The following is a 24,112-nucleotide window of genomic DNA, read 5'->3' on the forward strand; positions in this document are numbered from 1 at the left end:
TTCCCGATTCCCGATTCCCGATTCCCAGCGCAGCTTACCAAACCCTACCTGAGTTTATAGGTTGACTGAGGGTTCCAGGCCCAGAGGCAGTAGTGGATTTTAAAACTGCGATCGCTCTTCCGTATTGAGGATCCTTACTAGTGCCACGCCATCCCGGTTGACTAGATAGCAGTTGCCGTTGCTCAAGGGTCAACTCTTGGCGAATATCGGGCACAATTCCTTTCAAACTAATATCTTCACCACTGGGTAGGTAGTAACGAGAGACGGTCACCGTTAAACCCGAACCATCGGATAAGGCATGGACAGACTGGACAGCGGCTTTACCAAAGGTGCGAGAACCGATAACAGTAGCGCGTTTGTTATCTTTCAGAGCACCAGTTAGAATCTCACTAGCACTAGCGGAGTTACCATCCACTAGAATTGCTAAGGGCAGATTGGTCAAGGCCGTTCGATTAGCCGTGTATGCCTGTTTGCCACCGATCCGGTCTATAGTGCTAACAATTTCCCCCTCTTGCATCCACATCCGGGCAATTTCAATACTGGAAAAAAGCAATCCGCCTGGATTCCCCCGCAGATCTAGGACATAAGCATTCACCTTCTGCTGATTGAGGTTCCTAATTGCCCGTTGCATTTGTTCAGCTGCATGGGAACTAAATTCATTTAAACTGATATAACCCACTCGCAGATTCCCTTCCTGCTTGACGCTGTAACGAACAGAGGGGATTTCTATCTGAGCTCGAGTTAGTTCTATTTCAAAGATGCCCTGTCCTGGTCGGGCAATCCGCAGAGTCACTGATGACCCCACTTTACCCCGGATTAGATTCGAGGCATCTTCGAGACTTAACCCTTTGGTAGGTTTGCTATCTACCGCTAAAATCCTATCCCCAGCTTGAAGACCTCCCTTAAAGGCTGGGGAATTTTCAATCGGTTCAATGATTAACGGGGTCTCCGTCTGCTTTTCTATTTCCATGCGAATACCCACACCAGACAGTTCACCAACAGTTTGGTTTGTCAAGGCTTGGAACTGTTCTGGCACTAAAAAGCGGGTGTAGGGGTCTTCTAAGGTTTCTAGGGCTTTCCTAATCGCTTTGTAGGCTTCTTCTTTTGAAGCGTAGTTTCTGCTCAGGAGTTCATGTCTAGTCGCTTGCCAGTCAACTTGGTTAAAGGTGTTATCGACATATTCCCGATTGACAGTTTGCCAAACTTCATCAACAATCGTTTTAGGGCTATCCTGAAATGCTACAACCACAGAGCTACCATTAATCGGTGTCGCCCAAGACCAAACTGCTGTGGTTGCGATCGCTCCAGTGAAGAGAACACGTTTGAGTCGGGGGAAGTTTGTCAGGGATTGTCTCATGGATATAAGGCGGCAAATTACTTAATTACTTAATTTATTTAGTTTTTTATAATTATTGATGTTTTTGTTGGCCAACTCTAGGATTGCCCATGGCTATGAGCTACTGATACTACTTAGGTGTGACTACCAATCCTACTGATGATAATAACGAAAAAAAATTATTTTCTAGTTTTAGTTTCTGATCTGATATACTAAAAAGATATTCCTAATGTCGGCTGATGCCGCAAACTTAGTCACCAAGTTCCAGTCACTAAGTTTTAGTCACTAAGTTTTAGTCACCAAGTTTTAGTCACTAAGTTTTAGTCACTAAGTTACAAGAGAGGCTAAAGTTTTTAATATACGATTGAATAGTCTAATTATAATATACTGAAATTCAGCAACTATGGCATACTGCCGTTGTGCCAGTTCCAAAACTGAACTGTTCTGGGTACACAGACTGACCTAGCGATCGCAAAATAATCACTAACTTATCTGCCAGCTCAGGTTACCCGATCACGAGTCGGGAGTCGGGAGTCGGGAGTCGGGAATCGGGAATCGGGAATCGGGATGCAGCGCAAACCTAAGGGGGTTACTCCCATGAGCGACTGCATCGCTATTGCCTATTGCTAGCATGCCTATTGCCTTAAAAGGATAAGCAATATTGCTCAAAGGTTGCTGAGAATTGCTCTATCTTGTAAGCAGTCAGCTATCAGCCATTCCCGTAGCGTAACCAAAAGGCCAAGGCGAATGGTCAACTACTGATCGCTGACTGCTGACTGCTGAGTATCTGTCTAACCACCAGCAACAGCTGTGACAATACTCACTTCATCCCCATCGTTGAGTTTTGTTTCTGTATTTTCCAACAACCGGATATCTTCCCCGTTCACGTAGAGATTCAAGAATCGACGGGGTTTACCCTGCTCATCGCACAGCCGTTGTTTAATTCCAGGACAATTACTTTCCAGAGATTCGATCAGTTCAGAAACATTCGTTCCCTGACATTCTACTGTTGCTTGCTCTTGGGTATATTTTTGCAGAGGAGTAGGAATTAAAACTTTTACAGCCATAATCAATATCTTGCTTTGAATTCTCAATTTTCAAGGTTTAATGGTAAACCATCAGCTATCAGCGTGTCGCGTATCAGTTATCAGCATTCAGCTATCAGTTATCAGCATTCAGCTATCAGCATTCAGCTATCAGCTATCAGTTATCAGCTTATGGGTTATCACAGGCTAGAAGCCTGTGCCACCACGCTACTAGATCGGTGCTTTTGAGTAAAATAGGCTGACCACTGACCGCTGACTGCTGACTGCTGACTGCTGACTGCTTAAACTAAAACTTGTTGCCATTCCAGACGGTCTAGGGTGTTAGCCCGCTCTAATGCTTGCTCAAAATTGTCTAGTTTTGGTTCAATTACCAAAGGTTCACCCACATAGCCTTGAACTGCTTCTTGGGTCTTCAAGCCATTACCAGTGATGTAGGCTACTGTAGTTTCATCGGGGTCAATTTTACCAGCTTCTACCAGCTTCTTGAGTACAGCAATTGTAGTACCTCCTGCGGTTTCGGTGAAAATTCCTTCAGTTTCTGCCAGCAACTTCATCCCTTCGATAACTTCTGCATCAGTGACGGATTCAATGTTTCCGTTAGTTTTATGAGCTATTTCTAGAGCATAGATGCCGTCGGCTGGGTTTCCAATCGCAATGGATTTAGCAATGGTGTTGGGCTTGACTGGAGTAATAAAGTCCCGTCCTTCTTTGAAAGCTTGAGCGATTGGGGAGCAACCTTCTGCTTGAGCACCACTGAAGCGCACTGATTTATCATCCACTAGACCGACTTTGACGAATTCTTGGAAGCCTTTGTAGATTTTGGTGTATAGGGAACCTGATGCCAAGGGAGCAACAACATGGTCCGGTAGTTGCCAACCTAGTTGTTCAGCCACTTCAAAGCCCAGAGTTTTAGAACCTTCTGAATAGTAGGGACGTAGGTTAATGTTCACAAATCCCCAACCGTGGCTGTTAGCTACTTCACAACAGAGGCGGTTGACTTGGTCGTAGTTGCCTTTGACTGCCATTAATGTGGGGTTGTAAATCAGAGTGCCCATCACTTTACCCGCTTCCAGGTCAGCAGGGATAAACACGCAGCAGTCGAGTCCCGCATGGGCTGCGATCGCAGCAGTAGAATTCGCTAAGTTTCCAGTACTAGCACAGGATACCGTTGAGAAGCCTAACTCCCGTGCTCTACTTAGAGCTACTGATACCACCCGGTCTTTGAAGCTCAGGGTGGGCATGTTGACCGCATCATTTTTAATGTAGAGATTTTTTAACCCTAAGCGTCTAGCCAAGCGAGTCGATTTCACTAACGGAGTCATTCCCGTACCAACATCAATATAGTTATCAGTGGCAAGGGGTAAGAAAGAACGATAGCGCCAGATGGATTTCGGACCTGCCTCAATGCTCTGCCGGGTTACATGGCGTCTAAGGATATCGTAGTCATATTTTACTTCCAACGGACCAAAGCATTCCTCACAAACGTGCATTGCCTTGGGCTCATACTCCGCACCACACTCTTTACACTTCAACTTGGTAAATGCGGTAGATGTCTGGGTTTTGGGAGTAATTGTGGCTTGGCTCATGGGTATATCTCTAATTACGCTCTCTAATTACGTTCAGTCAAGACTTGATCAAAAGTAACATACCTCAAAATGTCCGTCAAACATACCCGACTTTTTTAGTCGGGATTAATTGCAGGGGTTAAAGATTAACCATTAACCAGTCAAAATTACTGTCAATTGAGATACAAACGTTTGGTTCGATTAGTGATACACGGCTGTGTGTAGGGAACAGGAAATAGGCAAGAGGCAAGAGGCAAGAGGCAAGAGGCAAGAGGCAAGAGGCAAAAGTAATCCCCCCGATTCCCTCGGTGCGCTTTCCGTAGGCGAATTAAATTCGCCACGGGTCGCACCGCTCCCGACTCCCTAGTAGCGCTGGTGGAAACCGTTATAGTATCTTTCCGAAAGCGGAAAATCATTTCCAATCTCTCACTATTCGATCAACTATCCTATGGGCAAGATCGCCAGAAAATATAAATTCATCATCATTTGCCTCACTACTCTAATTTTCATTAGTGCTGGCAGTGCCTCTGCTCAAGACACAGTTATCTTTAGCAGAAAAGATATCTTTCATCCCGTTATTGCTAACAACGGTATGGTTTCCTCTCAAGAACGCTATGCCTCACAAGCTGGTTTAGCGGTTTTAAAAGAAGGTGGCAATGCTGTTGATGCTGCGGTAACCATTGGGTTTACCCTAGCGGTAACCTTACCGCGAGCTGGGAATCTCGGTGGCGGTGGCTTTATGCTCTTACATCTGGCCAAGGATAACCAAACCATTGCTATTGATTATCGGGAGAAAGCACCACTAGCTGCTACTCGTGATATGTTTCTGGACAATAATGGTGAGGTTGACCCAGAAAAGTCTCGATACAGTTATTTATCTGTTGGTGTTCCTGGTACCGTAGCTGGGTTAACCATGGCACTGGAAAAATACGGCACTATTTCCTTAGAACGGGCATTACAACCAGCTATAGAATTAGCAGAAAAAGGGTTCCCAGTTTCTGAAGATTTGTTCCGCTCTCTGAGAGACGTTAAGAAACGAATGCAGTCTTATGAGGCGAGTATGGCTATTTTTTATAAGCCAGGAGGTGTCCTTTATCAGGTAGGGGAAATCTTAGTACAAAACGATTTAGCCCGTAGTTTAAAGCTAATTGCTAAACATGGGGCTAAAGCCTTTTATGAAGGTGCGATCGCATCGGCTATCGTAGCAGACATGGAAGCCAATGGTGGTCTGATTACCAAAGAGGATTTAGCTACCTACAAGCCCGTGATTCGAGAGCCGATTCGAGGCACTTATCGGGGCTATGAGATTTATTCTATGCCACCTCCAAGCTCTGGGGGTATCCATCTGGTGCAGATGTTGAATACTTTAGAAGCCTTTCCGATTCGGAAACTGGGACATAATACTGCCCAAACCATTCATTTAATGGCGGAAAGTATGAAGTTAGCCTATGCTGACCGTTCTAAATTTCTAGGAGATCCTGACTTTGTTCCCGTTCCTGTTGCTGAATTAACCTCTAAAACCTATGCTGAACGAATCCGTCAACGGATTAATCCCTATCGAGCAACTCCCAGTTCAGAAATTGCCCCTGGTAATCCTACTCAACGGGTAGAAAGCAATGATACCACCCATTATTCAGTGATGGATAAGTATGGCAATGCTGTTGCTAATACCTATACTTTAAACTTTAGCTATGGCAGTAAAATTACAGTACCGGGAACGGGTATTCTCCTCAACAATGAAATGGATGATTTTTCAGCTAAGCCAGGGGTACCCAATGCTTATGGATTAACTGGAGCAGAATTCAATGCAATAGCACCGGAAAAAAGGATGCTGAGTTCTATGACTCCAACAATTGTGCTCAAAGATGGTAAGTCGTATCTGGTCACTGGCAGTCCAGGGGGGAGTAGGATTATTACCACCGTTTTGCAATTGATTATGAATGTAATTGATCACCAGCTCAATATTGCTACAGCTACTAATGCCATTCGGGTACATCATCAATGGTTACCGGATCAACTTTTTGTAGAACAGGATTTAAATGGTGATACAATCCAGTTATTGAAGTATAAAGGATATAAGATTTCGGTGCGTAATGCTATGGGGAGTACCCAGAGTATCATGTACATTAACAATTCATTTGAAGGTGCATCTGATCCTCGCAAACCTGGTGCCTTAACCTTAGGTTATTAACATAGCATTTACTTTAGCAATCCGTGTAGGAATTGTGGGAGTTTTTGATCGTAAGTTCCCTACGGTGCGCGTTCACCCTTAGCTTTTAAAAAGCGCGGGGTCGCACCGCTCCCTACTCCCTACTCCCTACTCCCTACTCCCTACTCCCTACTCCCTTTGCTATTACATGCCTCCACCTGAGCCTAAGAATAAATGCCTAGATTGCTTAGGGATGAAATTGGAAGGAATGCTGATTCCGCCAAACAAACAAAAACGTAAGTTTTGGCAAAAACCCTCTAAAATGCCGCAGATTAATTTATACCTAACCATCCAATTTAACCAGCAGTGGGAAGAGTTGCTCGAAGGTCGTGTTAAATTTGGACTCAAAGGTGGAGTACTGCGTCTTCATCTCCAACATGGTAATATCCCCTATGAATTCCGTGAGCTTGGTGGTTATATTCAACTGGCAACAGTAGGTAATCAACAGCAACAAGGGCCTAGTTGTGATCTAAACCACCGTCCAACAGACCCTAATGGCAACAGGGAAAGAGGGGGAGGTAATGTTACTCCAGAAGCTACCCAATCGCAATCCCACGAGACATCCCAACTAGAATATCAACCAGAATCCTGCAAGACATCCCACGAGACTGACCAAGTTTCCTGGTGCCACATTACCAATCAAGTTTCGGCAGAAAATCCTGCCTGGATTTTTGAAGAACAGAAGGGGAATGGTGTTTTATTTGGTTCCCTGAATCGGGTAAAGCTAGCAACTGTCAATGTCACTGCTTTACCCTGTCGTATCCAAGCAATCTTTGAAGTATCCCAGCGAGATATTTGTCTAACTGAAGTTGAGGGGTTGTGGTCCTCAAACCTTACCCGCAATAAAACCGTTGTGCTAAACAGACTGATTGTGGAACATTTGTTGGTAACTAGACTTAAGCCCTATCTGTCTCTCATGGAATTGCAATATGGGTGAGGAAAAATCTCAACCGATTCTGCTAAGCCTGATCAAGCGGGTTTTAGTGGCAGAAACAGACAATCTTGAGCAGTTGACCGCAATGGTTGGGCTGAATCTGGCTGAGGACTTCACTGCAGCTGACTTAAGTTACACTGACCTCAGCCAAGCTAGGTTGATGGAAGCGGATTTCAGAGGAACGGATTTCCGGGGGGCTAACCTCCAAGGTGCCAACTTATGTAATGCTGACTTGAGGGGGGCTGATTTCAGTCGTGCGAATCTAAGCATGAGCCACTTCAGGAATGCTAATCTCCAGGGGGTAAGCCTTGGTGGTGCTGACTTGAGGGGGATACGATTAGATGGTGCTAATGTCAGGGATGGTGACCTCAGTGGTGCTGACTTGAGGGGAGCTGACGTCAGGAAAACTGACCTCACTGGTGTTAATCTTAGCGAGGCTAAATTGGGAGGTGCTTACCTCCAGGGGGCTAAACTCAGGGGGGCTAATCTGGGTAGTGCGATTTTGAGCAGAGCTAACCTTCAGGGCACTAACCTCATCCGTGCCCACCTGGGGGGGGCTGACTTGAGGTGTGTTGATTTATCTGATGCTAACTTGAGCCGTGCTCAGCTTAGTGAAGCTAATCTCAAAGGTGCGAAACTGAGGAGAAGTAATCTTAAAGGTGCTGATTTAAGTTTAGCAGACATGACCCAAGTCTGCCTGATTCGTGCTAATTTGAATTATGTCCATCTGATTCGTGCCAACCTACGCAAAGCCGAGCTGATTCGTAGCGACTTAAGTAATAGTGATCTCAGGAGAGTTGATCTTCAGGGAGCTGACTTGAGTTTGGCTATCCTTGAAAATGCTGACCTTAGGAGTGCTAATCTCAGAAGTGCGAAGATGAATCTTACTGAGTTAGATGGTGCCAATCTCAGAGGAGCTGATTTTAGTCATGCTGACATTAGGGGGGCAAGAGTGAAAGGGGCTAGGTTCGCTAAAAATAGAGGTATTTCTAATCAGATGAGAGGGGTTTTGATGCGGTTAGGGGCAATTTTTGAAGATGAATAGCTCTAGGGTGATTATTCCTCGTTAAGTTAGGGAGTATCTTTCAGGAGATTCTAGCGCTGGGGGCAGGGAATCGGGAATCGGGAATCGGGAATCGGAACCCACCCCTAACCCCTCCCAGGAGGGGAACGGGAATCAGGAATCGGGAATCGGGAATCGGTAAAAAGTTATGAAAAAACTTTTTATATAAAGGTTTTAGCAATTCGTCTTGATGCAGTAGCGAGTAGGGTGCGTTAGGCAAAGCTAACGCACCGAGATGATAGCGATCGCATTTTTTCAAGCAACGTTATCCCCTGAGGTACCTAAGGGAATTAGAGGCAGCAGGGGACACAGGGGAATCAGAGACACGTTTGAGGTTTCAGTCTTGGCAGGCTCGGGTGCTTGGAAAGGTTCCTCAAATTGCTCAAAGTGCATTTCGGACACTGGTTCCTGTAACAATTTTTCTAATACAATTTGCGGTTTGACTTCAGCAATATCTTCTTCGAGGATTTGATTCAGCTTAATTTTGTCTTCTATTTCCAGAGTAGTGATTGCTTCGATAATAGACTCGAAAGGAATTAGCATTTTGACAGCAGCTTGTATCATGTTTACCTTCCGGGATTATGTTTATATGATTACTTAAGTTACTATAGTAGCCCCAATTTACCGCTGTGGTAACGGGAGTTTATGTTTATTAACATTTCATTCCCACTGATCATCTTAACTGTTGACTATTTTACCAAAATGTGTTTAATCCAGCCATAAAATTCTACCAGCTATGGTTATTGTCAACAGATCAGGACATAGTATGAAAATGAGCAAAAATGTAGTTAAATATACTCTTAACCATGGAAAACTACTTTTTCCTAGCTTACTAAGCAGGGATTATAGGATGTCTGTATAATTACTCTAATAAAAATTTCCCGATCTACCCACACTTCCCACACTTCCCACACTTCCCACACTTCCCATACTTCCCACAGTTCCCATCTCCCTATTAAACGAATGCTTACTTGTTTTATTCAAAACCTGAAAGGTAAGCAGTCAGCAGTCAGCAGTCAGCAGTCAGCAGTCAGTTTAAAATAAACCTCGTTCCTAGCACAGGCTTTGGCCTTGGCCTTTCGGCCACGCTACGCGAATGGCCACGCTGTGCGAACGACGCTCTCACTTGACTCAGATTAAACTAATGCTTACCTCTTTTATTCAAAAGCTGATCACTAATCACTAATCACTAATCACTTATATAGCACTACGCATTTAGATTAGGACATTCCTAAACTCCGAAACGTAAGTAATCGCTTACTTTTAGGTGCGACCCGTGGCGAATTTAATTCGCCTACGGAAAGCGCACCTTTGACTTCTGACTTCTAACTTCTGACGCTAAGCGTAGCGCTATAGCTGATGGCTGATGGCTGACAGCTGACTGCTGAATGCTTACTTTGGGAGTAAAATCACCAACATCCCTATTAGTTCGGTCGGGTGCGATGGAACCAACAGAAGCACAATATCTAATTCTCAATGCTTTGGATACCTTAGGATTACTAGAAAATACTGTTTATGACCAAGACAATGGCATTTGGTACATCAGCACTGCCAGCCTTCTTCTGCCCTTTGCTATGCTTTTACCAAATGGTGAAATTACCCCGATTACACCTCTAGCCGAATTATGAAGCCCTTAAGTGAATTACAACAACAGCAATATCAACGAATGGTAGAACTCTCCACTCTGGCCCGTCAGCGATATCTGGACTCCGGAGGAGATCCAAACCGAGCCTCAGGGAGTCTACACAATGAAAATTATATGACTGCGGAAGAACAGCAGGAATTCTTGGTATTAGCTAGGGCACTTTCCGGGATATACATTAATAATGGTTATGTTTACTGTCAAGGGCGGTCTTGGAAATTACCCGAAGTGTTGAATCACGACTAGAGGGGGAGTGTGGGGAGAGGGGGAAGTGTGGGAAGTGTGGGAAGTGTGGGAAGTGTGGGGAGACTTAAAAACTCTTGAAAAGATTTATTAAAATAAGCTATAAAAATAAGCTACAATATAATATTTATCTAAATAATTATACCCATTTCCCTATCTCCCTATCTCCCTACTTCCTGCTCCCTGCTCCCTATTTCCCGATTCCCGACTCCCGACTCCCGACTCCCGACTCCCCTACATACCACAAATTTCCCTTAATTCTTCTTCGTCTTGATGAGTGACAAGGTAATCATGGAGCCAATCACAACTCTGTTCCACTAAATCCTCTAGATCTAAATTCCATAAAATTACAGTATTGTCTGCACTAGCAGAAGCAAGAGTCTTGCCATCTCGGCTAAAGACCACGCTATTGACCCAATCGCTATGTCCGGTGAGGGTGTGCAGGTCTTTGCCTTGGTGATTCCATAGTTTCACCGTCTTGTCCCAACTAGCAGAAGCAAGAGTCATGCCATCTGGGCTAAAGGCCACGTTATTGACCCAATCGCTATGTCCGGTGAGGGTGTGCAGGTGTTTGCCTTGGTGATTCCATAGTTTCACCGTCTTGTCCCAACTAGCAGTAGCGATAGTCATGCCATCTGGGCTAAAGGCCACGCTAGTGACATTTGCGTTGTGTTCGGTGAGGGTGTGGAGGGGTTTGCCTTGGTGATTCCACAGTTTCACAGTCTTGTCCCAACTAGCAGAAGCGATAGTCATGCCATCTCGGCTAAAGGCGACGCTATTGACAGGTTCGCTATGTCCAGTGAGGGTGTGCAGGTGTTTGCCTTTGAGATTCCACAGTTTCACCGTGTTGTCATCACTAGCAGTAGCGATAGTCATGCCATCTGGGCTAAAGACGACGCTATTCACCCAATCGCTATGTCCAGTGAGGGTGTGCAGGGGTTTGCCTTTGAGATTCCACAGTTTCACCGTGTTGTCATCACTAGCAGTAGCGATAGTCATGCCATCTGGGCTAAAGACGACGCTATTCACCCAATCGCTATGTCCGGTGAGGGTGTGCAGGTGTTTGCCTTGGTGATTCCATAGTTTCACCGTCTTGTCCCAACTAGCAGTAGCAATAGTCTGGTCATCTCGGCTAAAGGCCACGCTAGTGACATCTGCGCTATGTCCAGTGAGGATGTGCAGGTCTTTGCCTTTGAGATTCCACAGTTTCACGGTGTTGTCCAAACTAGCAGAAGCGATAGTCATGCCATCTCGGCTAAAGGCCACGCTAGTGACAGGTTCGCTATGTCCAGTCAGGGTGTGCAGGGGTTTGCCTTTGAGATTCCACAGTTTCACGGTGTTGTCCCAACTAGCAGAAGCGATAGTTTGGCCGTCTGGGCTAAAGGCGACGGTTATGAGATATTGGCTATGTCCGGTGAGGGTTTGCAGTACTTTGCCTTGCAGATTCCACAGTTTCACGGTGTTGTCCAAACTAGCAGTAGCGATAGTCATGCCATCTGGGCTAAAGGCGAGACTAGTGACATCTGCGCTATGTCCAGTGAGGGTATGCAGGTCTTTGCCTTCTCGATTCCACAGTTTCACGGTGTTGTCCCAACTAGCAGAAGCGATAGTTTGGCCGTCTGGGCTAAAGGCCACGCTAGTGACAGGTTCGCTATGTCCAGTCAGGGTGTGCAGGGGTTTGCCTTTGAGATTCCACAGTTTCACAGTCTTGTCCCAACTAGCAGTAGCGATAGTCATGCCATCTGGGCTAAAGGCCACGCTAGTGACAGGTTCGCTATGTCCAGTCAGGGTGTGCAGGGGTTTGCCTTTGAGATTCCACAGTTTCACGGTGTTGTCAAAACTAGCAGAAGCGATAGTCATGCCATCTGGGCTAAAGACGAGGCTAGTGACAGGTTCGCTATGTCCAGTGAGGGTATGCAGGTGTTTGCCTTGTAGATTCCATAGTTTCACCGTCTTGTCCAAACTAGCAGAAGCGATAGTCATGCCATCTGGGCTAAAGACGAGGCTATTGACAGGTTCGCTATGTCCAGTGAGGGTGTGCAGGTGTTTGCCTTGTAGATTCCATAGTTTCACGGTGTTGTCCCAACTAGCAGAAGCGATAGTCATGCCATCTCGGCTAAAGGCCACGCTAGTGACAGTATCAGTATGTTTATCCAGGCTATTATACTGGTTGACGCCATAGAGAGATTGCTGCAACTTAGCGATCACTTGTATTCTAGTATCACCTTTTACCCTTTTTGTCTTTTGGAGTTTTCCTACTGGCCTTAAACTCTCTTTTAGAGCATCAAAGGGTTGCTTTGAGCTAAACAAGAGTTCTGAAGATTGACTCAGGGCTTTAATTTCACTTTCTTCTGCCTTTCTCGCCTGTTTACTAGACTCCAATCCAAAAACCGTTGAAACAACTGTCCCCAATACCAACACAGCAATAAACCCTGCCACCCCTAACCAGCGGTTACGGGTCATTTGCTTGTGCTTGTGACGGCTGACCTCAATATACTCCTCCGCCAGCCCATTCAACATCCCCAATTCACCATACTTTCTTAAATACTCCTGGGCTTCTATTAACCTCCCCCCAAGCAACAGTAAACCGGCATCATCACGCTTCTTTCCCTTCTCTTGCCATTCAAGCGCCGCCGCTTCCAGCTTGCTTTCGATCACCATCGCTTCTGTGTAAGTCTGCTTCCACTCCACCAACCTTCCCCAGTGGCGAATTAAGGCTTCATGAACTACATCCAAAACCACATCCTGGGAATTTTCTTGATGACTTCTAGTAATCAAGCGGTTGTCTGAACTGGCTAAGGTCTGGCTAACAGCATCGAGCAGTTCTAAACTGTGATGAGAATTGACTAACTCCCCCAGGCGTACTCGTCTACGGGTATCGAGAGTCTCTCCCACTTGAGTTAATTCCAACAACAAACGCCTAGCCACAGTTTGTTCTACCTGGGAGAGACTATCAAATACCTGATTTGCCTTCTTTTCCAGAGTTCCCTCAATTCCCCCTAACTGTTGATAGGTTTCTAACCGTAAAAACGTTTCCTGCTGCTGTCTTGACTGTTTCCATAATTCCGTCAGAGTATATTGGAGCAGGGGAAGGCTACCTGGATAATCTTCGACATCGTTAATCAGTTGCTGTTTTAATCTCCCCTCAATCCCTAATCCTACTAATTCAGCTGGTTTAGCGATCGCTTCTTCAATTTCCTCATGGTTCAAGTGGTCAACATTAATTAATGGTCTATTAATCTTCTCTACTAATTTAGGATACTCTCGCAACCGCCCCCGAAAGTCAGAGCGCATGGCAATTAAAACAATTAAATTGTCTGTATTCTCGATTAATTCAATTAAACCGTTAAAGAATTCCTGGCGTTGGTCAGGTTGAATCATAGTGAAGCACTCTTCAAACTGGTCAATAATCATGACCATCGGAGTTTTACTAAAATTCTCTGGCTGGGCGTTGCTGATGGGAATGCCCCCTAAATCCCCCAACTTTGGGGGACTTTGAAAGTTTTGTTCCCCAGAATCAGCCACACCCTCTCCCTGCTTCTCTAAAAGCTCCCCCTTTTCCAGGACCTCCTGTAACCTTTGCTTTGGTGCAACACCTGGAGTGAAAGGTTCTAGATAATGCCAGCGATCGCTTCCAACAATTGCCTGACCTAACTTCAGCTGATACAATAATCCTGCTCTGAGTAAGGAAGACTTGCCACTGCCGGAAGCCCCTAACACTACCAGCAGACGGTGTTTAGTTTTAACTCGCTCAATTAACTGCTCGGTCAACTGAGAACGACCGTGAAACACCAGAGCATCTTCTGGTAATGCGGTAAAATAAGACAGAGACCGGTAGGGGCACTTATCCTGAAAGCTCAGTTTCGGAAACTGAGTAGTCAGTATAATGGCTTGTTGTGAGTTAGCGATTAAAGGACGTTGCTGAGTCATTGACATCCGCTGCTCAATAAACAAGGCCAAATTATGACTATTAACAATACCATCCGGGTAATTTTCCGGATTCAATCCTGCCAGTAACTCCTTGGTAAATACTCCTTGTTCATGGCTAATCTCTACTCCCGGCTCGTAGGAACGAGTAGCAGTAATCAAGCAGTAAGCTTTATCAGTTGGGATAAATTTCAGTAACTCGCCACTGTAGCAACAATCTAACCAAATCACTACCTGTTTCACTGGGCTAGTTGCGATTTGCTGACCCAATTCCTGCAGAGGATAGCCATAAATTCCCACATCCGGAAAGGCATCACTAGTCACTAAGAAAACCTCTTCAATGCCATCCACCTCTTGTCTACAGCCATGGCCTGAAAAGAAGAATAGGGCGGTTTCTGGAGCTTGGTTAGGAGCAGGAGGATTAAACAGATTAGCAACTGCTTCCCTTAATTCCTCTAATTTTACTAGTCCTGTGCTCGATAGTCCCCCTGGTCCTTTTTGGGTCAACCCAAGGGGTAAGTCCTGAATCCGGAACGGTTCATAGCCATACTGTTGTAATCGTTGAGCGACATTTTCCCCGTCTTTAACAGCAACGGTCAGGTCGTTAAAGTTGGTGTATTCTGGATAACGGTTAATCCCAACGATTAGGGCTTCCCATTCCGGTGTCATTGGAGCGAGGTTGTGAAATTTTTATTAGCATAACATAATATCGCAATTTCGAGCACTCGGCTGATCCTTCATGTATAAAGATAGTAGATAGTGATCGAAGTAGTGACAGTGGCTGATGAATACCAACAAAACCCTATTAGCTTTTTTACTTGCTCTGACCGATTTAGACACACCCTTGAGTCAACCTGAGAATAAGAGCATCAAAGAAATTGGCGATCAACTTGATGCCCAACCTCTGGCCTGGGAGAAGTATACCAAACCCAAGCTGCTAGAGATGATTGCCGCCAATCCTGAGTTAAATCAACGTTACCAAACCTATTACAACCAACTTGACACTACGGTCGATATTCCTCCAGACTATCTCCCCACAGAAGCCGAAATCCAGCCAGTCAATACACCTAGCCGTACCTCGATCATGAGAGGACATAAACCTAAGTCATCACCTACAGGCTATGACCAACAAATTAATAATATTGTGATTGTCGTCAGTCGTTCAGAACAGCCACAAGAAGTTGTCCAAAAATTACCCTTGGAAAAACTTAAAGGGTTTTTAGGGGCTTCTAAAAAGTAAATTACCCAATTCGGGAGTCGGGAGTCGGGAGTCGGGGTAATAAAATTGAAGGGTGCATTTGATATTTGTAAAAAAAAAGATAACTGTGGGAATTTTATGATAATTTTTGCCTAATTGCAAAAGCGATGAAGTCGCTACCAAAAATCCTTAAATCCTTATAGAGTTGATTAACTCTTGCCTGTTGCCTGTTGCCTGTTGCCTGTTGCCTTTCCATAAGGTAGTATGTTCACAACTAAAATAAAAATGCTATAGTGAGCGATATAATCTTTCCAACTCTCGATTTATTTTTATATGACTTACGAGATGCTCTCAACCTCACTGAAGCTGAGAAGCAAGAAAAGCAAGCTAAGTTTCAAGCTAAACTCCCAGCAGATAGTAAATTCTTCGATCCTGATCTAGAAACCAAATATTTAGAACTACTCCCTAAACAAAAGTATTATGACTTTACCACAGCAAACGATACCCTAGAAGGGTACTACTATCCTGTCCGCTTAAATGATACCTATGGCTTGCAAATTGATTGTTCCATTAACAATCAAACCGACCCCCAAACCCCTGACTGTTTTGCCAGACTGCGAGCAGAAATTGAATGGAGATTACAAGGGGAAAGGGCGACCCTAGGGCAAACTTGGATGCTTTCTGGATGGTTACCGAAAACGTCGAGCAAAAGCTACGAATATATTGCTAAATCCTGTTATCATGTTTTCCAGACAGCGGCGAATTGGTCACAAGATTTACAATTATTATCACCCCCCGAAAGTTCTAAAAAACAGGAAAAAGAAATTACACAAGGTGCTAAGCTTTTCGATAAAGGGGCGAATTGGTCACAAGATTTACATGGAAAAGGCAGCTTATTTGGTGGTGAAGTTTTTGAGCTGTGGCGATATCAACCCCTGAATCAGGTCAACTGCCATGTAATCATTATGCTCTTTTCTGACCAAGAAAGTATGGAAAAAGCAGCGGAATTGTATACGGATTGGATGGGTCTGTTTAGTTATAGAAACAAAATTTTATGGGCTTACAGCCAAAGTCGCTTAATCAAAAAAACCTTGGTAGCTTACTATAAGCAGGTTGAAGCCAATCAGAGACTTATCAGTGACGAAAACGCTTCTAGTTTTAGAGACCAAACCATCGCCGCAAAACTCGATGACATTCAAAATTATTTAGGGAATTATACCCTGGATTTGCCTAAACTAAATTTTCAAAACCAAATTATCGAGATTAATTTATTCAATTATCAAACCCGTTTAGAAATCATCAACCAAAAATGCCAAAAATTAGGTGCCGATAATAACCTAGAGTTTTTAGAAACGTTTAGTAAAGAGGTAAAGGAAAATTACCTATTGCAGGTTACTAAAGACTATGATATAATGGAGATGGCATTACGGCTGCTAGAGACCAGGCTCAATGCCATCCGTAGTCAAATTGAGCTGGAAAAAGCAGAACGCGATCGCACTTTTCAGACTCTAGTAACGGTAGTTGGTGCGGGGACAGCTGTCACGGCTTTAATGGATTTTGACGCTAAGCAGTGTGATACTTTATCCACGCTGATCCCACCCTTCAAAAAGAGCTGTGACAACCCTTGGATCAATAGTGTGATAGTACCAGTTGGGCTAATCCTGATATTTGGAGTAATTGCCTTGTGCTTCAAAAAAATCTTATCAGGTAGTAGGTTGGGTTGAACTGAGCTCTTGGAAGGCAGAAGGCAGAAGGCAGAAGCCAGATGGCAGAAGCCAGAAGCCAGATGGCAGAAGGCAGAAGCCAGATGGCAGAAGCCAGAAGCCAGATGGCAGTTCCCGACTTTTGGTGGGCAGTGCAAACCCAATGCTATGGCTAGTCAGTGAATCTAACGGATGCACTGCCCACCCTACATGAATTCCCGACTTTTGGTGGGCAGTGCTTAGCAATGCTATGGCTAGTCAGTGAATCTAACGGATGCACTGCCCACCCTACATCTGTTCCCTACTGTTCCCGACTCCATTATTAAGCAACGCCCCCGACTCCCGATTCCCGACTCCCGACTCCCAACTCCCGACTTCTGCAACAAGTCTAATCAACTGCTCCCAAGGCTTTCAGGGAGGTAATAGTTGCTTTTGTTAAACCAGTAACACCGGCGATATTCATCCCCTCATAGGGTCTAGGCACTCTCAGGGTTTTGATACATTGACCCTTCTCGATATCCCAAAACTTAATTGTGCCATCGTTGCTGCTACTGGCTAGCATTAAACCATCTCGACTAAAAGCAACAGACCATACCACATTAGTATGTCCATGGAGAGTTTTTAAACATTCACCTGTCTGAACATCCCAGAGCTTACAGGTTTTATCATAACTACCACTAGCGATCAGTTTACCATTAGGGTTGAACGCCACTGAGCGTAATCGATGGGTGTGTCCACGCAAAGTGTTGAGACACTCACCAGTGCCAACATCCCAGACCCTAACAGTGTGGTCTTCACAGCCACTAGCGAGAATTCTGCCATCTCCACTAAAGACAACGGACTTGATGATATTCCGGTGTCCCTGCAAAGTACTTAAACAGTCACCGGTGCCAACATCCCAGAGTTTAACGGTTTGGTCTTCACAGCCACTAGCGAGGGTTGTGCCATCTGGACTGAAAGCCACTGACCAGACCAAACTCGTGTGTCCTAATAAGGTCTGGAAACACTCACCGGTGCTAATATCCCAGAGTCTTACCCTATCGTCATTATGACCACTGGCTAAGATTTCTCCATTGGGACTAAAGGCGACTGAAAGTACCCACTTGGGTCCGTGGAAGGTGTTGAGACATTCACCAGTGCTAATATCCCAGAGTCTGAGGGTTTGGTCTTTAGAGCCACTAACTAAGATTGCACCATCTCGACTGAAGGCAACAGAAAATATCAAATTGGTATGTCCTCGTAAGGTATCGAGGCATTCACCGGTACCAACATCCCAAAGTCTTACGGTTTGGTCTTCACTGCCACTGGCGAGGGTTGTCCCATCTGGACTGAAAGCAATAGACCATACGCCATTGGTATATCCTCGAAACGTGTTGAGGCATTGACCAGTGTTAATATTCCATAGCCTTACGGTTTGGTCATCACTACCACTTGCTAAAGTTACGCCATCTGGACTCAAAGCAATAGACCATACACCATTAGTATGTCCGTACAACTTATTGAGGCATTCACCAGTGCTAAAATTCCATAGCCTTACGGTTTTATCATCACTACTACTGGCGAGAGTGGTTCCATCTTTACTAAAGCCAATTGACCGTATGCTTTTTGTATGTCCCCGCAGCATCTTAACGCATTTACCGGTGCTAAGATTCCATAGCCTTACGGTTTTGTCATCACTACTACTAGCGAGGGTAGTTCCATCGGGGCTGAAAGCCACTGACCTGATCTGATGAGAGTGTCCTTGTAAGGTGCTGAGGCATTCACCTGTATCAGAGTCCCAGAGTTTGATAGTTTTATCTTCACAGCCACTGGCGAGAATGGCACCATCGGGACTACAAGCTACGGCTCTTACGGTTTGGGAGTGCTCTGGCAAGATGTTCAAGCATTCACCGGTACTAACATCCCAGATTCTAACGGTTTTATCGCCACTGCCACTAGCAACAATTGTGCCATCTCCACTGACAGCAACTGACCATATTCTACTCCTATGTCCTCGCAAGGTGTGGAGGCATTGACTGGTAGTAATATCCCAGAGCCTGACGGTTTGATCTTCAGAGCTACTAGCCAAAATCTGAGTCTCTTCACTGTTACCATCATCTAGCCTAGTAAAGGCCAAAGACCATACCCAACTGGTGTGTCCCTTCAAGGTTAAACGGTATTGACTATCAGCAATTTGCCACAGATGAATCTTGCCCATGCTATCACCTGCAGCCAAAAGCTGGCCATCGGGGCTAAATGATACTGACAAAATACTACCAAAAGGTTGAGTAAAAACTGATTTAGCGATGGTAGCATTAGCGAAGTTTACATCTAGCAACTCTACCCCCTGAAGGTAAGCTTGCAAAATAGTGAGATTAGAAAAATCATAACCCCTTAAATCAGTTTTAAGTTGGCAGAGCAGATTAAGGATATTACCGGCTGCATAGCCTACCCTTGGCACCAAGTTTTCTCTTATTTTCGAAAGACTATTATTTAGAGTTTCCTCAAGACAACTTTGACTACTCAAACTATCGATTAGCTGAGCGATTAATGGTTTGAGGAGCAGACGGTATTGACTTTCCCGAATGTACTGTTTTGCCAAAGCCTTCAGCAAACAATGAGAATTAAACAGAGCTATTTTATCGGTGAGTATTTCCTGACTAACCTTGTCAATGACTTTCTCAGTCATGTACTCGATCAGCACAGGTTGCAGGGTAAAGCCTGCTGAACTTTTTTCCAAAGGTAAACGTCTTTGCAGGGATTGCAGTGTTACTGGTAAATGTTGTTTAGCCACTGGTGAGAGGATATCCTCTCGGAGTTGGGCAAGGGAAACAGCTTCCCGATTAATTGCCAACCAGTACAGAATTTCCTGTTCGTGGTCTGACAAGTGCTCAAAGTGCCAGGTTAACACTTCACGAAAGTCATCGAAGACTGGTTTTCCTTCTGTTAAAAAGTCGCCAATATTACCCAAAAATACTTCATCAATATGCTTGGCAACAATTTCTAGGGATAAAGGATTACCGTTGTAAAATTCAATCAGTTCTTGCCATTGCTGATCTGAACCAGAGAACGAGGCAATGGAATTAAAGATTTTCTTGCCATTTACCACATCAAAACCGCTTAATTCCAGGCAACGAACCGGTCGTGTTTTGCCTTCAAGTCTGGCAATGGCGTGGGGCTTCTCTCGGCTGGTGATCAACAAGCAGCTTTGATGGGAGACTTCTCCAATTTTTCGGAACAGTTGCTCATACTCCTCATATCCTTCTCGATATTGCCCAGCCTTGTCACCACCTTGTATAATTGACTCTACATTATCCAGGATTAGCAAACAGCGATGCTCACGCAAATAGTGAAGTAGTCGTGATAGTTGAGCATCTATGGTGTCTGGTAAATTGCTTTCTACCTGGTTGGAGAGAAATTTGATCAGCTCTTCGAGAATTTTTATAATGGGAGGAGCATTAAGTAGCGTACGCCAAATGACGTACTCAAACTCATCCTGAATGCCATGATCTAGCTTGAGGGACTGATCAGTTTTGCCAATTCCACCCTTACCTAGCTTCAAAGAGAGTCCAGTTTTGCCAATTCCACCCATTCCTAAAATTGCCACCACTCGGCAACGATCCTGGAGAATCCATTGCACTAAGGTAGCCAATTCTTCGGTACGTCCAAAGAAAACTGGCACATCCGGCGCTGCTGACCAATCTACTCGATTTGAGGGGATTTTAGTGGTTGTCTTCTGGATTGAGGACTTAGGGAGGCTGTTCTCAATCACATATTCCCAGTTAAGTCCTAAAACTTGGCAAAATACCTGGAAAACTTGGGCATTAATCGGCTTTCCTTGCAAGAAGCGTTTCCAAGTAGCTAGGGAGACACCAGGAGCATAGATTTCTTGCAACCCATACTCGGAGGATGCCCAGTCGATATCTGGATTTAAGATCTTACTCGCCTCGACCAGCCATCTGTGATCCTCTATCGTCCATCCCTTTCGGTTTCGATACTGTTTAATTGTTAGTCTTCCCTGTCGAGACGCTTGTAAAGATGGCAAAATCTCACCTCAGCTATAGGATTTACAAATAGGTCATGAACAATCTTGATGATTTCTCATAACATCAAAAACTCTTTGGAGCTCTTTCCTACTGTTCCCTGTTCCCTGAGCCGAAGTTACCTGTTTCGACGGGTCCGCTGTTTACATCTCAAATAAAAATGCTATATTCAAATCGAAGCAAAACCTAAGCTCAAGGGAATCGCAGGTCAACTCTGGCAAACACCCTTAGGCATATTCCAGGTCTAAGAGGGTATTTTAAAGATGTTGGATCCGACTCGAAAGGCCCCCCTAACCCCCCAAAGCAAGGGGGTAAGTTAGTACAAAGTCCCTAAGATTTGGGATTATGATGGCTTATTCCCAACATTTGGTACTTCTCAAACATCCTCGCGACCCAGAGAATCTTAATGCGCTACGGGCACCCTAGGCGATGAAGCGTTCGCTTCCGCGTGGCCTACGGCCTCAGCTTCCGCGCTTGTGCAATCGGAGCCTCTGTCAGTAGACATACTGCCAAAGTCAGTCACAATATCCCACCAACACTTAGGTGCGCAAGACCCATTAAGAATTAAATTCGCCACTGGTAGCACCTCAGGAAACCTCTTCACAATCCTGTTCACAATGCTTTGCTACTTGATGTTTTAATAATTCAAATTAGAGCCAGCTGAGAGCTCAAAATTATTATACTTTATTATACAAATTGTCAAGTGCCAATTTTGGATCATCTGTTGTGATCACGAGGTGATCCAAACCTGATCCAAAACTGTGTCTAGCACAGCCTGGGCAAATCCGGAATTCTGGATAATGTGTAATTCAGGTTTAAGTAGTCATGGCACAAACAAGGTCAGAACCCCCATTACTGATCCAAGCAATCCTTGAGGGGTTTGTGGATGGGGTGCTGATTCTAACTACTAACCAAGATTGGTTTCATGCCAATGAGTGTGGACGTCGAATGTGTTCTAAAATCACTCAAGGTAGGTCACAGATAAATTCTATCCCTGACCCAATTTGGCGAGTTTGCGAATCATTAATTGATAGTCGTGACTGGTTTTGCGATCGCAAACTAATTATCGAAGCTGAAATTCAAGTGGATAAGTCAGTTAACTTTCGGGTTAGGGTTAGATGGTTAACGTTAGAGTTATCTCCAGAACCTTACCTCTTAGTAACCCTAGAAGATCAAAATCAATCTTATCAAATTTCCGCTAGCACTGATGCTCTAAAATATGGCTTAACGCCCCGGGAAGAGCAAATATGGTCACTTAAAAAAGCCAACTTTACTTACCGAGAAATTGCCCAGCAGCTATTTATCAGCATCAATACGGTTAAGAAGCACCTAAAAAACATTTACGCTAAACAAAAATAATGATAGGCATCACCATTATTATATAGCAAGACTTTTTTGATGTACTTTATTAATTGGTTTTATGGAGTAGGTATTGGTAGAAAATAAATTTAAATTTGTTCAGGTTTTTAATTTATAATTCAACGAATAAAGTTATGACTATATAGCGTTGATTGCAGTGATGAGGTACAGTCTTTTTTGACGTTGATTCCCTGTTTTGATGCAGCGCATTCCTATTCCCTATTCCCTGTTCTCTCTTCCCTGTTCCCTGTTCCCTGTTCCCTGTTCCCTGTTCCCTGTTCCCTGTTCCCTGTTCCCTGTTCCCTGTTCCCTGTTCCCTAAAATCCCGAAATTTTGTACCTCATAGCTATGATAATTGCTATAAGTTTACTTAAAAAAATTAATAATTTAAAAAATATGGGATAAAAACTCTATGTCAAATCAAGAAAACCGAAAGTTGGATAAGTGGATTAATAGTAATCCAGATTCAAGAGAATTAAAAAGAGCGCTAGCTGTAAAATTTGCCATACAAGGCTGGAACTATCAAGCAATATCCGAATCATTAAATGTATCAAAGAGCTTCATTAGTAAGTGGAAAAAAAAATTTAATTCAGCGGGTGTAGAAGGATTAAAATTATCTTACAAAGGGGGTAAAGGCTATTTAAATAAACAAGAAAAAAAAGAAGTTATCACTTGGATAAAAAAACGATATAGATGTAACTTTGAGCAATTAGAGGGTTATTTACTTGAAGAATATAATGTAGTTTTTAAATCCCCAACTAGCTATTATAAATTACTTTCTGAAGCCAGGATGAGTTGGGAAGAATCAAAAAAAAATAATCCTTATAAAGATCCAGATTTATTGGATAAAATACTGAATCGTATTTACAATCAAGCCTAGTTTTACATCTTACTTAAGAATGCTATAATATTTTAATATTAGGGTTTATACAAAAAACTTATAACAAATGAATCCTCACCTAATCTTGCCAGTCGGTACCCAAGTTGTAACTCGTGTGGCTGCTAAAAACTCTGCGGGTGAAACATTATGTGTACAAGGAGCAGTCGGTGTAATAGTCAAGGCACCAACAGATAATTCCCATGGGTATCGGGTGCGTTTGCCTAATGATAGGGAGGTTACCCTACGTCGCCATGAATTTAGTATTCGTAAACACTTCCAAAAAGAAGGGTTACAGCTCTCGGAAGACTTACTCACAGAGTTAAATTTATATGATCATGTTATCTACCGCTGTGTAGTAGGGTCGAGAGCATTTGGTCTCGATGATGAAAACTCTGATATAGACAGACGAGGTATTTACCTGCCACCAGCTGTGGTTCACTGGTCACTGTATGGGATTCCGGAACAGTTAGAAAAGCACGAGACTCAGGAGTGCTACTGGGAGCTTCAAAAGTTTATCATTTTGGCACTGAAGGCTAATCCAAATGTGTTGGAATGTCTCTACACACCACTAGTGGAAACAGCCACTCCTATAGCAGAGGAATTGCTAGCTATTCGAGATATTTTTCTGTCTAAGTTGGTTTACCAAACCTATAATGGGTATGTGATGTCCCAATTTAAAAAAATGGAGCAAGATTTTCGGACTAAAGGAGCAGTTCGATTAAAACATGCTATGCACTTAATCCGTTTATTGCTCTCAGGGATCACAGTCTTGAAAGAGGGGTTTGTACCAGTGAAAGTTGAGGAGTATCGGCAACAACTCCTAGCCATCCGTCGGGATGAAATGCCATGGGAGGAGGTTACGGCTTGGCGATTGAGTTTACATCAAGAGTTTGATGCTGCTTTTGCTAACACCAATTTGCCAGAACGTCCGGATTATGAAGCAGCTAATGGGTTTTTGATTAAAGCACGTCAAAGTATGGTTTAG

Annotated in this window: 22 protein-coding genes; 13 read left to right on the top strand and 9 right to left on the bottom strand. The window is 44.0% G+C overall.

Going from position 1 to position 24,112, the window contains the following annotated elements:
* Positions 1-34: 34 nt before the first annotated feature.
* From ctpB to F6K63_RS09835, 4 genes are all read right to left on the bottom strand, one after another.
* Complete coding sequence (gene ctpB, locus F6K63_RS09820; RefSeq protein WP_008181011.1) at positions 35-1,357, bottom strand: carboxyl-terminal processing protease CtpB; 1,323 nt, start codon at positions 1,355-1,357, stop codon at positions 35-37.
* 770 nt (positions 1,358-2,127) lie between these two features.
* Positions 2,128-2,403, bottom strand: coding sequence for a MoaD/ThiS family protein (locus F6K63_RS09825; RefSeq protein WP_008181013.1), 276 nt, complete (start codon positions 2,401-2,403; stop codon positions 2,128-2,130).
* Positions 2,404-2,663: 260 nt separating this feature from the next.
* Positions 2,664-3,968: a threonine synthase gene (gene thrC / locus F6K63_RS09830; protein WP_008181015.1), complete on the bottom strand. Its 1,305-nt coding sequence runs from the start codon at positions 3,966-3,968 to the stop codon at positions 2,664-2,666.
* A 152-nt stretch (positions 3,969-4,120) separates the two neighbouring features.
* Complete coding sequence (locus F6K63_RS09835; RefSeq protein ID WP_287311911.1) at positions 4,121-4,363, bottom strand: hypothetical protein; 243 nt, start codon at positions 4,361-4,363, stop codon at positions 4,121-4,123.
* Positions 4,364-4,395: 32 nt separating this feature from the next.
* Between F6K63_RS09835 and ggt the strand changes: the two genes are divergently transcribed.
* The 3 genes from ggt (at position 4,396) to F6K63_RS09850 (ending at position 8,135) form a co-directional block, all read left to right on the top strand.
* The gene (ggt, locus tag F6K63_RS09840; RefSeq protein WP_008181017.1) at positions 4,396-6,138 is read left to right on the top strand and encodes a gamma-glutamyltransferase; all 1,743 of its coding nucleotides are present in this window, start codon (positions 4,396-4,398) and stop codon (positions 6,136-6,138) included.
* A gap of 211 nt (positions 6,139-6,349) precedes the next feature.
* Positions 6,350-7,093 (top strand): hypothetical protein, encoded by a 744-nt coding sequence (locus tag F6K63_RS09845; RefSeq protein WP_131826952.1) that lies wholly within the window; start codon positions 6,350-6,352, stop codon positions 7,091-7,093.
* Positions 7,086-8,135 carry a pentapeptide repeat-containing protein gene (locus F6K63_RS09850; RefSeq protein WP_008181020.1) on the top strand — a complete coding sequence of 350 codons (1,050 nt, stop codon included), beginning with the start codon at positions 7,086-7,088 and terminating at the stop codon, positions 8,133-8,135. The genes F6K63_RS09845 and F6K63_RS09850 overlap by 8 nt, the downstream gene beginning before the upstream one ends.
* 40 nt (positions 8,136-8,175) lie before the next feature.
* On the opposite strand, the gene F6K63_RS09855 is transcribed toward F6K63_RS09850, so the two are convergent.
* Both F6K63_RS09855 and F6K63_RS09860 read right to left on the bottom strand, forming a co-directional pair.
* Complete coding sequence (locus F6K63_RS09855) at positions 8,176-8,412, bottom strand: hypothetical protein (protein WP_131826953.1); 237 nt, start codon at positions 8,410-8,412, stop codon at positions 8,176-8,178.
* Entirely contained in the window at positions 8,409-8,717 is a 309-nt protein-coding gene (locus F6K63_RS09860) for a hypothetical protein (RefSeq protein ID WP_008181021.1), read from the bottom strand. The genes F6K63_RS09855 and F6K63_RS09860 overlap by 4 nt, the downstream gene beginning before the upstream one ends.
* 824 nt (positions 8,718-9,541) lie before the next feature.
* Here F6K63_RS09860 and F6K63_RS09865 point away from each other — a divergent pair.
* The 3 genes from F6K63_RS09865 to F6K63_RS09875 all read left to right on the top strand — a co-directional run bounded on the left by F6K63_RS09865 (position 9,542) and on the right by F6K63_RS09875 (position 10,319).
* Positions 9,542-9,781, top strand: coding sequence for a hypothetical protein (locus F6K63_RS09865; RefSeq protein WP_008181022.1), 240 nt, complete (start codon positions 9,542-9,544; stop codon positions 9,779-9,781).
* Entirely contained in the window at positions 9,778-10,041 is a 264-nt protein-coding gene (locus tag F6K63_RS09870) for a hypothetical protein (RefSeq protein WP_008181023.1), read from the top strand. Before F6K63_RS09865 ends, F6K63_RS09870 begins: the two co-directional genes overlap by 4 nt.
* Positions 10,042-10,115: 74 nt before the next feature.
* Positions 10,116-10,319, top strand: coding sequence for a hypothetical protein (locus tag F6K63_RS09875; RefSeq protein WP_154659704.1), 204 nt, complete (start codon positions 10,116-10,118; stop codon positions 10,317-10,319).
* On the opposite strand, the gene F6K63_RS09880 is transcribed toward F6K63_RS09875, so the two are convergent.
* Positions 10,273-14,634, bottom strand: coding sequence for an nSTAND1 domain-containing NTPase (locus tag F6K63_RS09880; RefSeq protein ID WP_287311913.1), 4,362 nt, complete (start codon positions 14,632-14,634; stop codon positions 10,273-10,275). The genes F6K63_RS09875 and F6K63_RS09880 overlap by 47 nt on opposite strands.
* 115 nt (positions 14,635-14,749) lie before the next feature.
* Here F6K63_RS09880 and F6K63_RS09885 point away from each other — a divergent pair, with 115 nt between their 5' ends.
* The 3 genes from F6K63_RS09885 to F6K63_RS09895 all read left to right on the top strand — a co-directional run bounded on the left by F6K63_RS09885 (position 14,750) and on the right by F6K63_RS09895 (position 17,289).
* The gene (locus F6K63_RS09885; protein ID WP_008181028.1) at positions 14,750-15,205 is read left to right on the top strand and encodes a hypothetical protein; all 456 of its coding nucleotides are present in this window, start codon (positions 14,750-14,752) and stop codon (positions 15,203-15,205) included.
* A 251-nt stretch (positions 15,206-15,456) separates the two neighbouring features.
* A complete protein-coding gene (locus F6K63_RS09890) occupies positions 15,457-16,887 on the top strand; it encodes a hypothetical protein (RefSeq protein WP_287311915.1) in 1,431 nt (476 codons plus the stop codon).
* A gap of 240 nt (positions 16,888-17,127) precedes the next feature.
* Positions 17,128-17,289 carry a hypothetical protein gene (locus F6K63_RS09895; protein WP_287311918.1) on the top strand — a complete coding sequence of 54 codons (162 nt, stop codon included), beginning with the start codon at positions 17,128-17,130 and terminating at the stop codon, positions 17,287-17,289.
* Here the strand turns inward: F6K63_RS09895 and F6K63_RS09900 are convergent.
* Together F6K63_RS09900 and F6K63_RS09905 are read right to left on the bottom strand one after the other, a co-directional pair.
* On the bottom strand, positions 17,255-20,890 hold the full coding sequence (locus F6K63_RS09900; protein ID WP_287311921.1) for a WD40 domain-containing protein: 3,636 nt from the start codon (positions 20,888-20,890) through the stop codon (positions 17,255-17,257). The genes F6K63_RS09895 and F6K63_RS09900 overlap by 35 nt on opposite strands.
* Before the next feature lie 401 nt (positions 20,891-21,291).
* Positions 21,292-21,465 (bottom strand): hypothetical protein, encoded by a 174-nt coding sequence (locus tag F6K63_RS09905; RefSeq protein ID WP_287251348.1) that lies wholly within the window; start codon positions 21,463-21,465, stop codon positions 21,292-21,294.
* Between the two features lie 248 nt (positions 21,466-21,713).
* Between F6K63_RS09905 and F6K63_RS09910 the strand changes: the two genes are divergently transcribed.
* From F6K63_RS09910 to F6K63_RS09925, 4 genes are all read left to right on the top strand, one after another.
* Positions 21,714-22,247 carry a helix-turn-helix transcriptional regulator gene (locus tag F6K63_RS09910; protein WP_287311923.1) on the top strand — a complete coding sequence of 178 codons (534 nt, stop codon included), beginning with the start codon at positions 21,714-21,716 and terminating at the stop codon, positions 22,245-22,247.
* 199 nt (positions 22,248-22,446) lie between these two features.
* Positions 22,447-22,593: a hypothetical protein gene (locus tag F6K63_RS09915; RefSeq protein WP_287311926.1), complete on the top strand. Its 147-nt coding sequence runs from the start codon at positions 22,447-22,449 to the stop codon at positions 22,591-22,593.
* A 66-nt stretch (positions 22,594-22,659) separates the two neighbouring features.
* Positions 22,660-23,127: a helix-turn-helix domain-containing protein gene (locus F6K63_RS09920; RefSeq protein ID WP_287311928.1), complete on the top strand. Its 468-nt coding sequence runs from the start codon at positions 22,660-22,662 to the stop codon at positions 23,125-23,127.
* Positions 23,128-23,194: 67 nt separating this feature from the next.
* Positions 23,195-24,112, top strand: a complete 918-nt coding sequence (locus F6K63_RS09925) for a nucleotidyltransferase domain-containing protein (RefSeq protein ID WP_287311931.1) — start codon at positions 23,195-23,197, stop codon at positions 24,110-24,112.

Origin of the sequence: Moorena sp. SIO1G6, from assembly GCF_010672795.1 — a bacterium.
Lineage (GTDB): Bacteria > Cyanobacteriota > Cyanobacteriia > Cyanobacteriales > Coleofasciculaceae > Moorena > Moorena producens.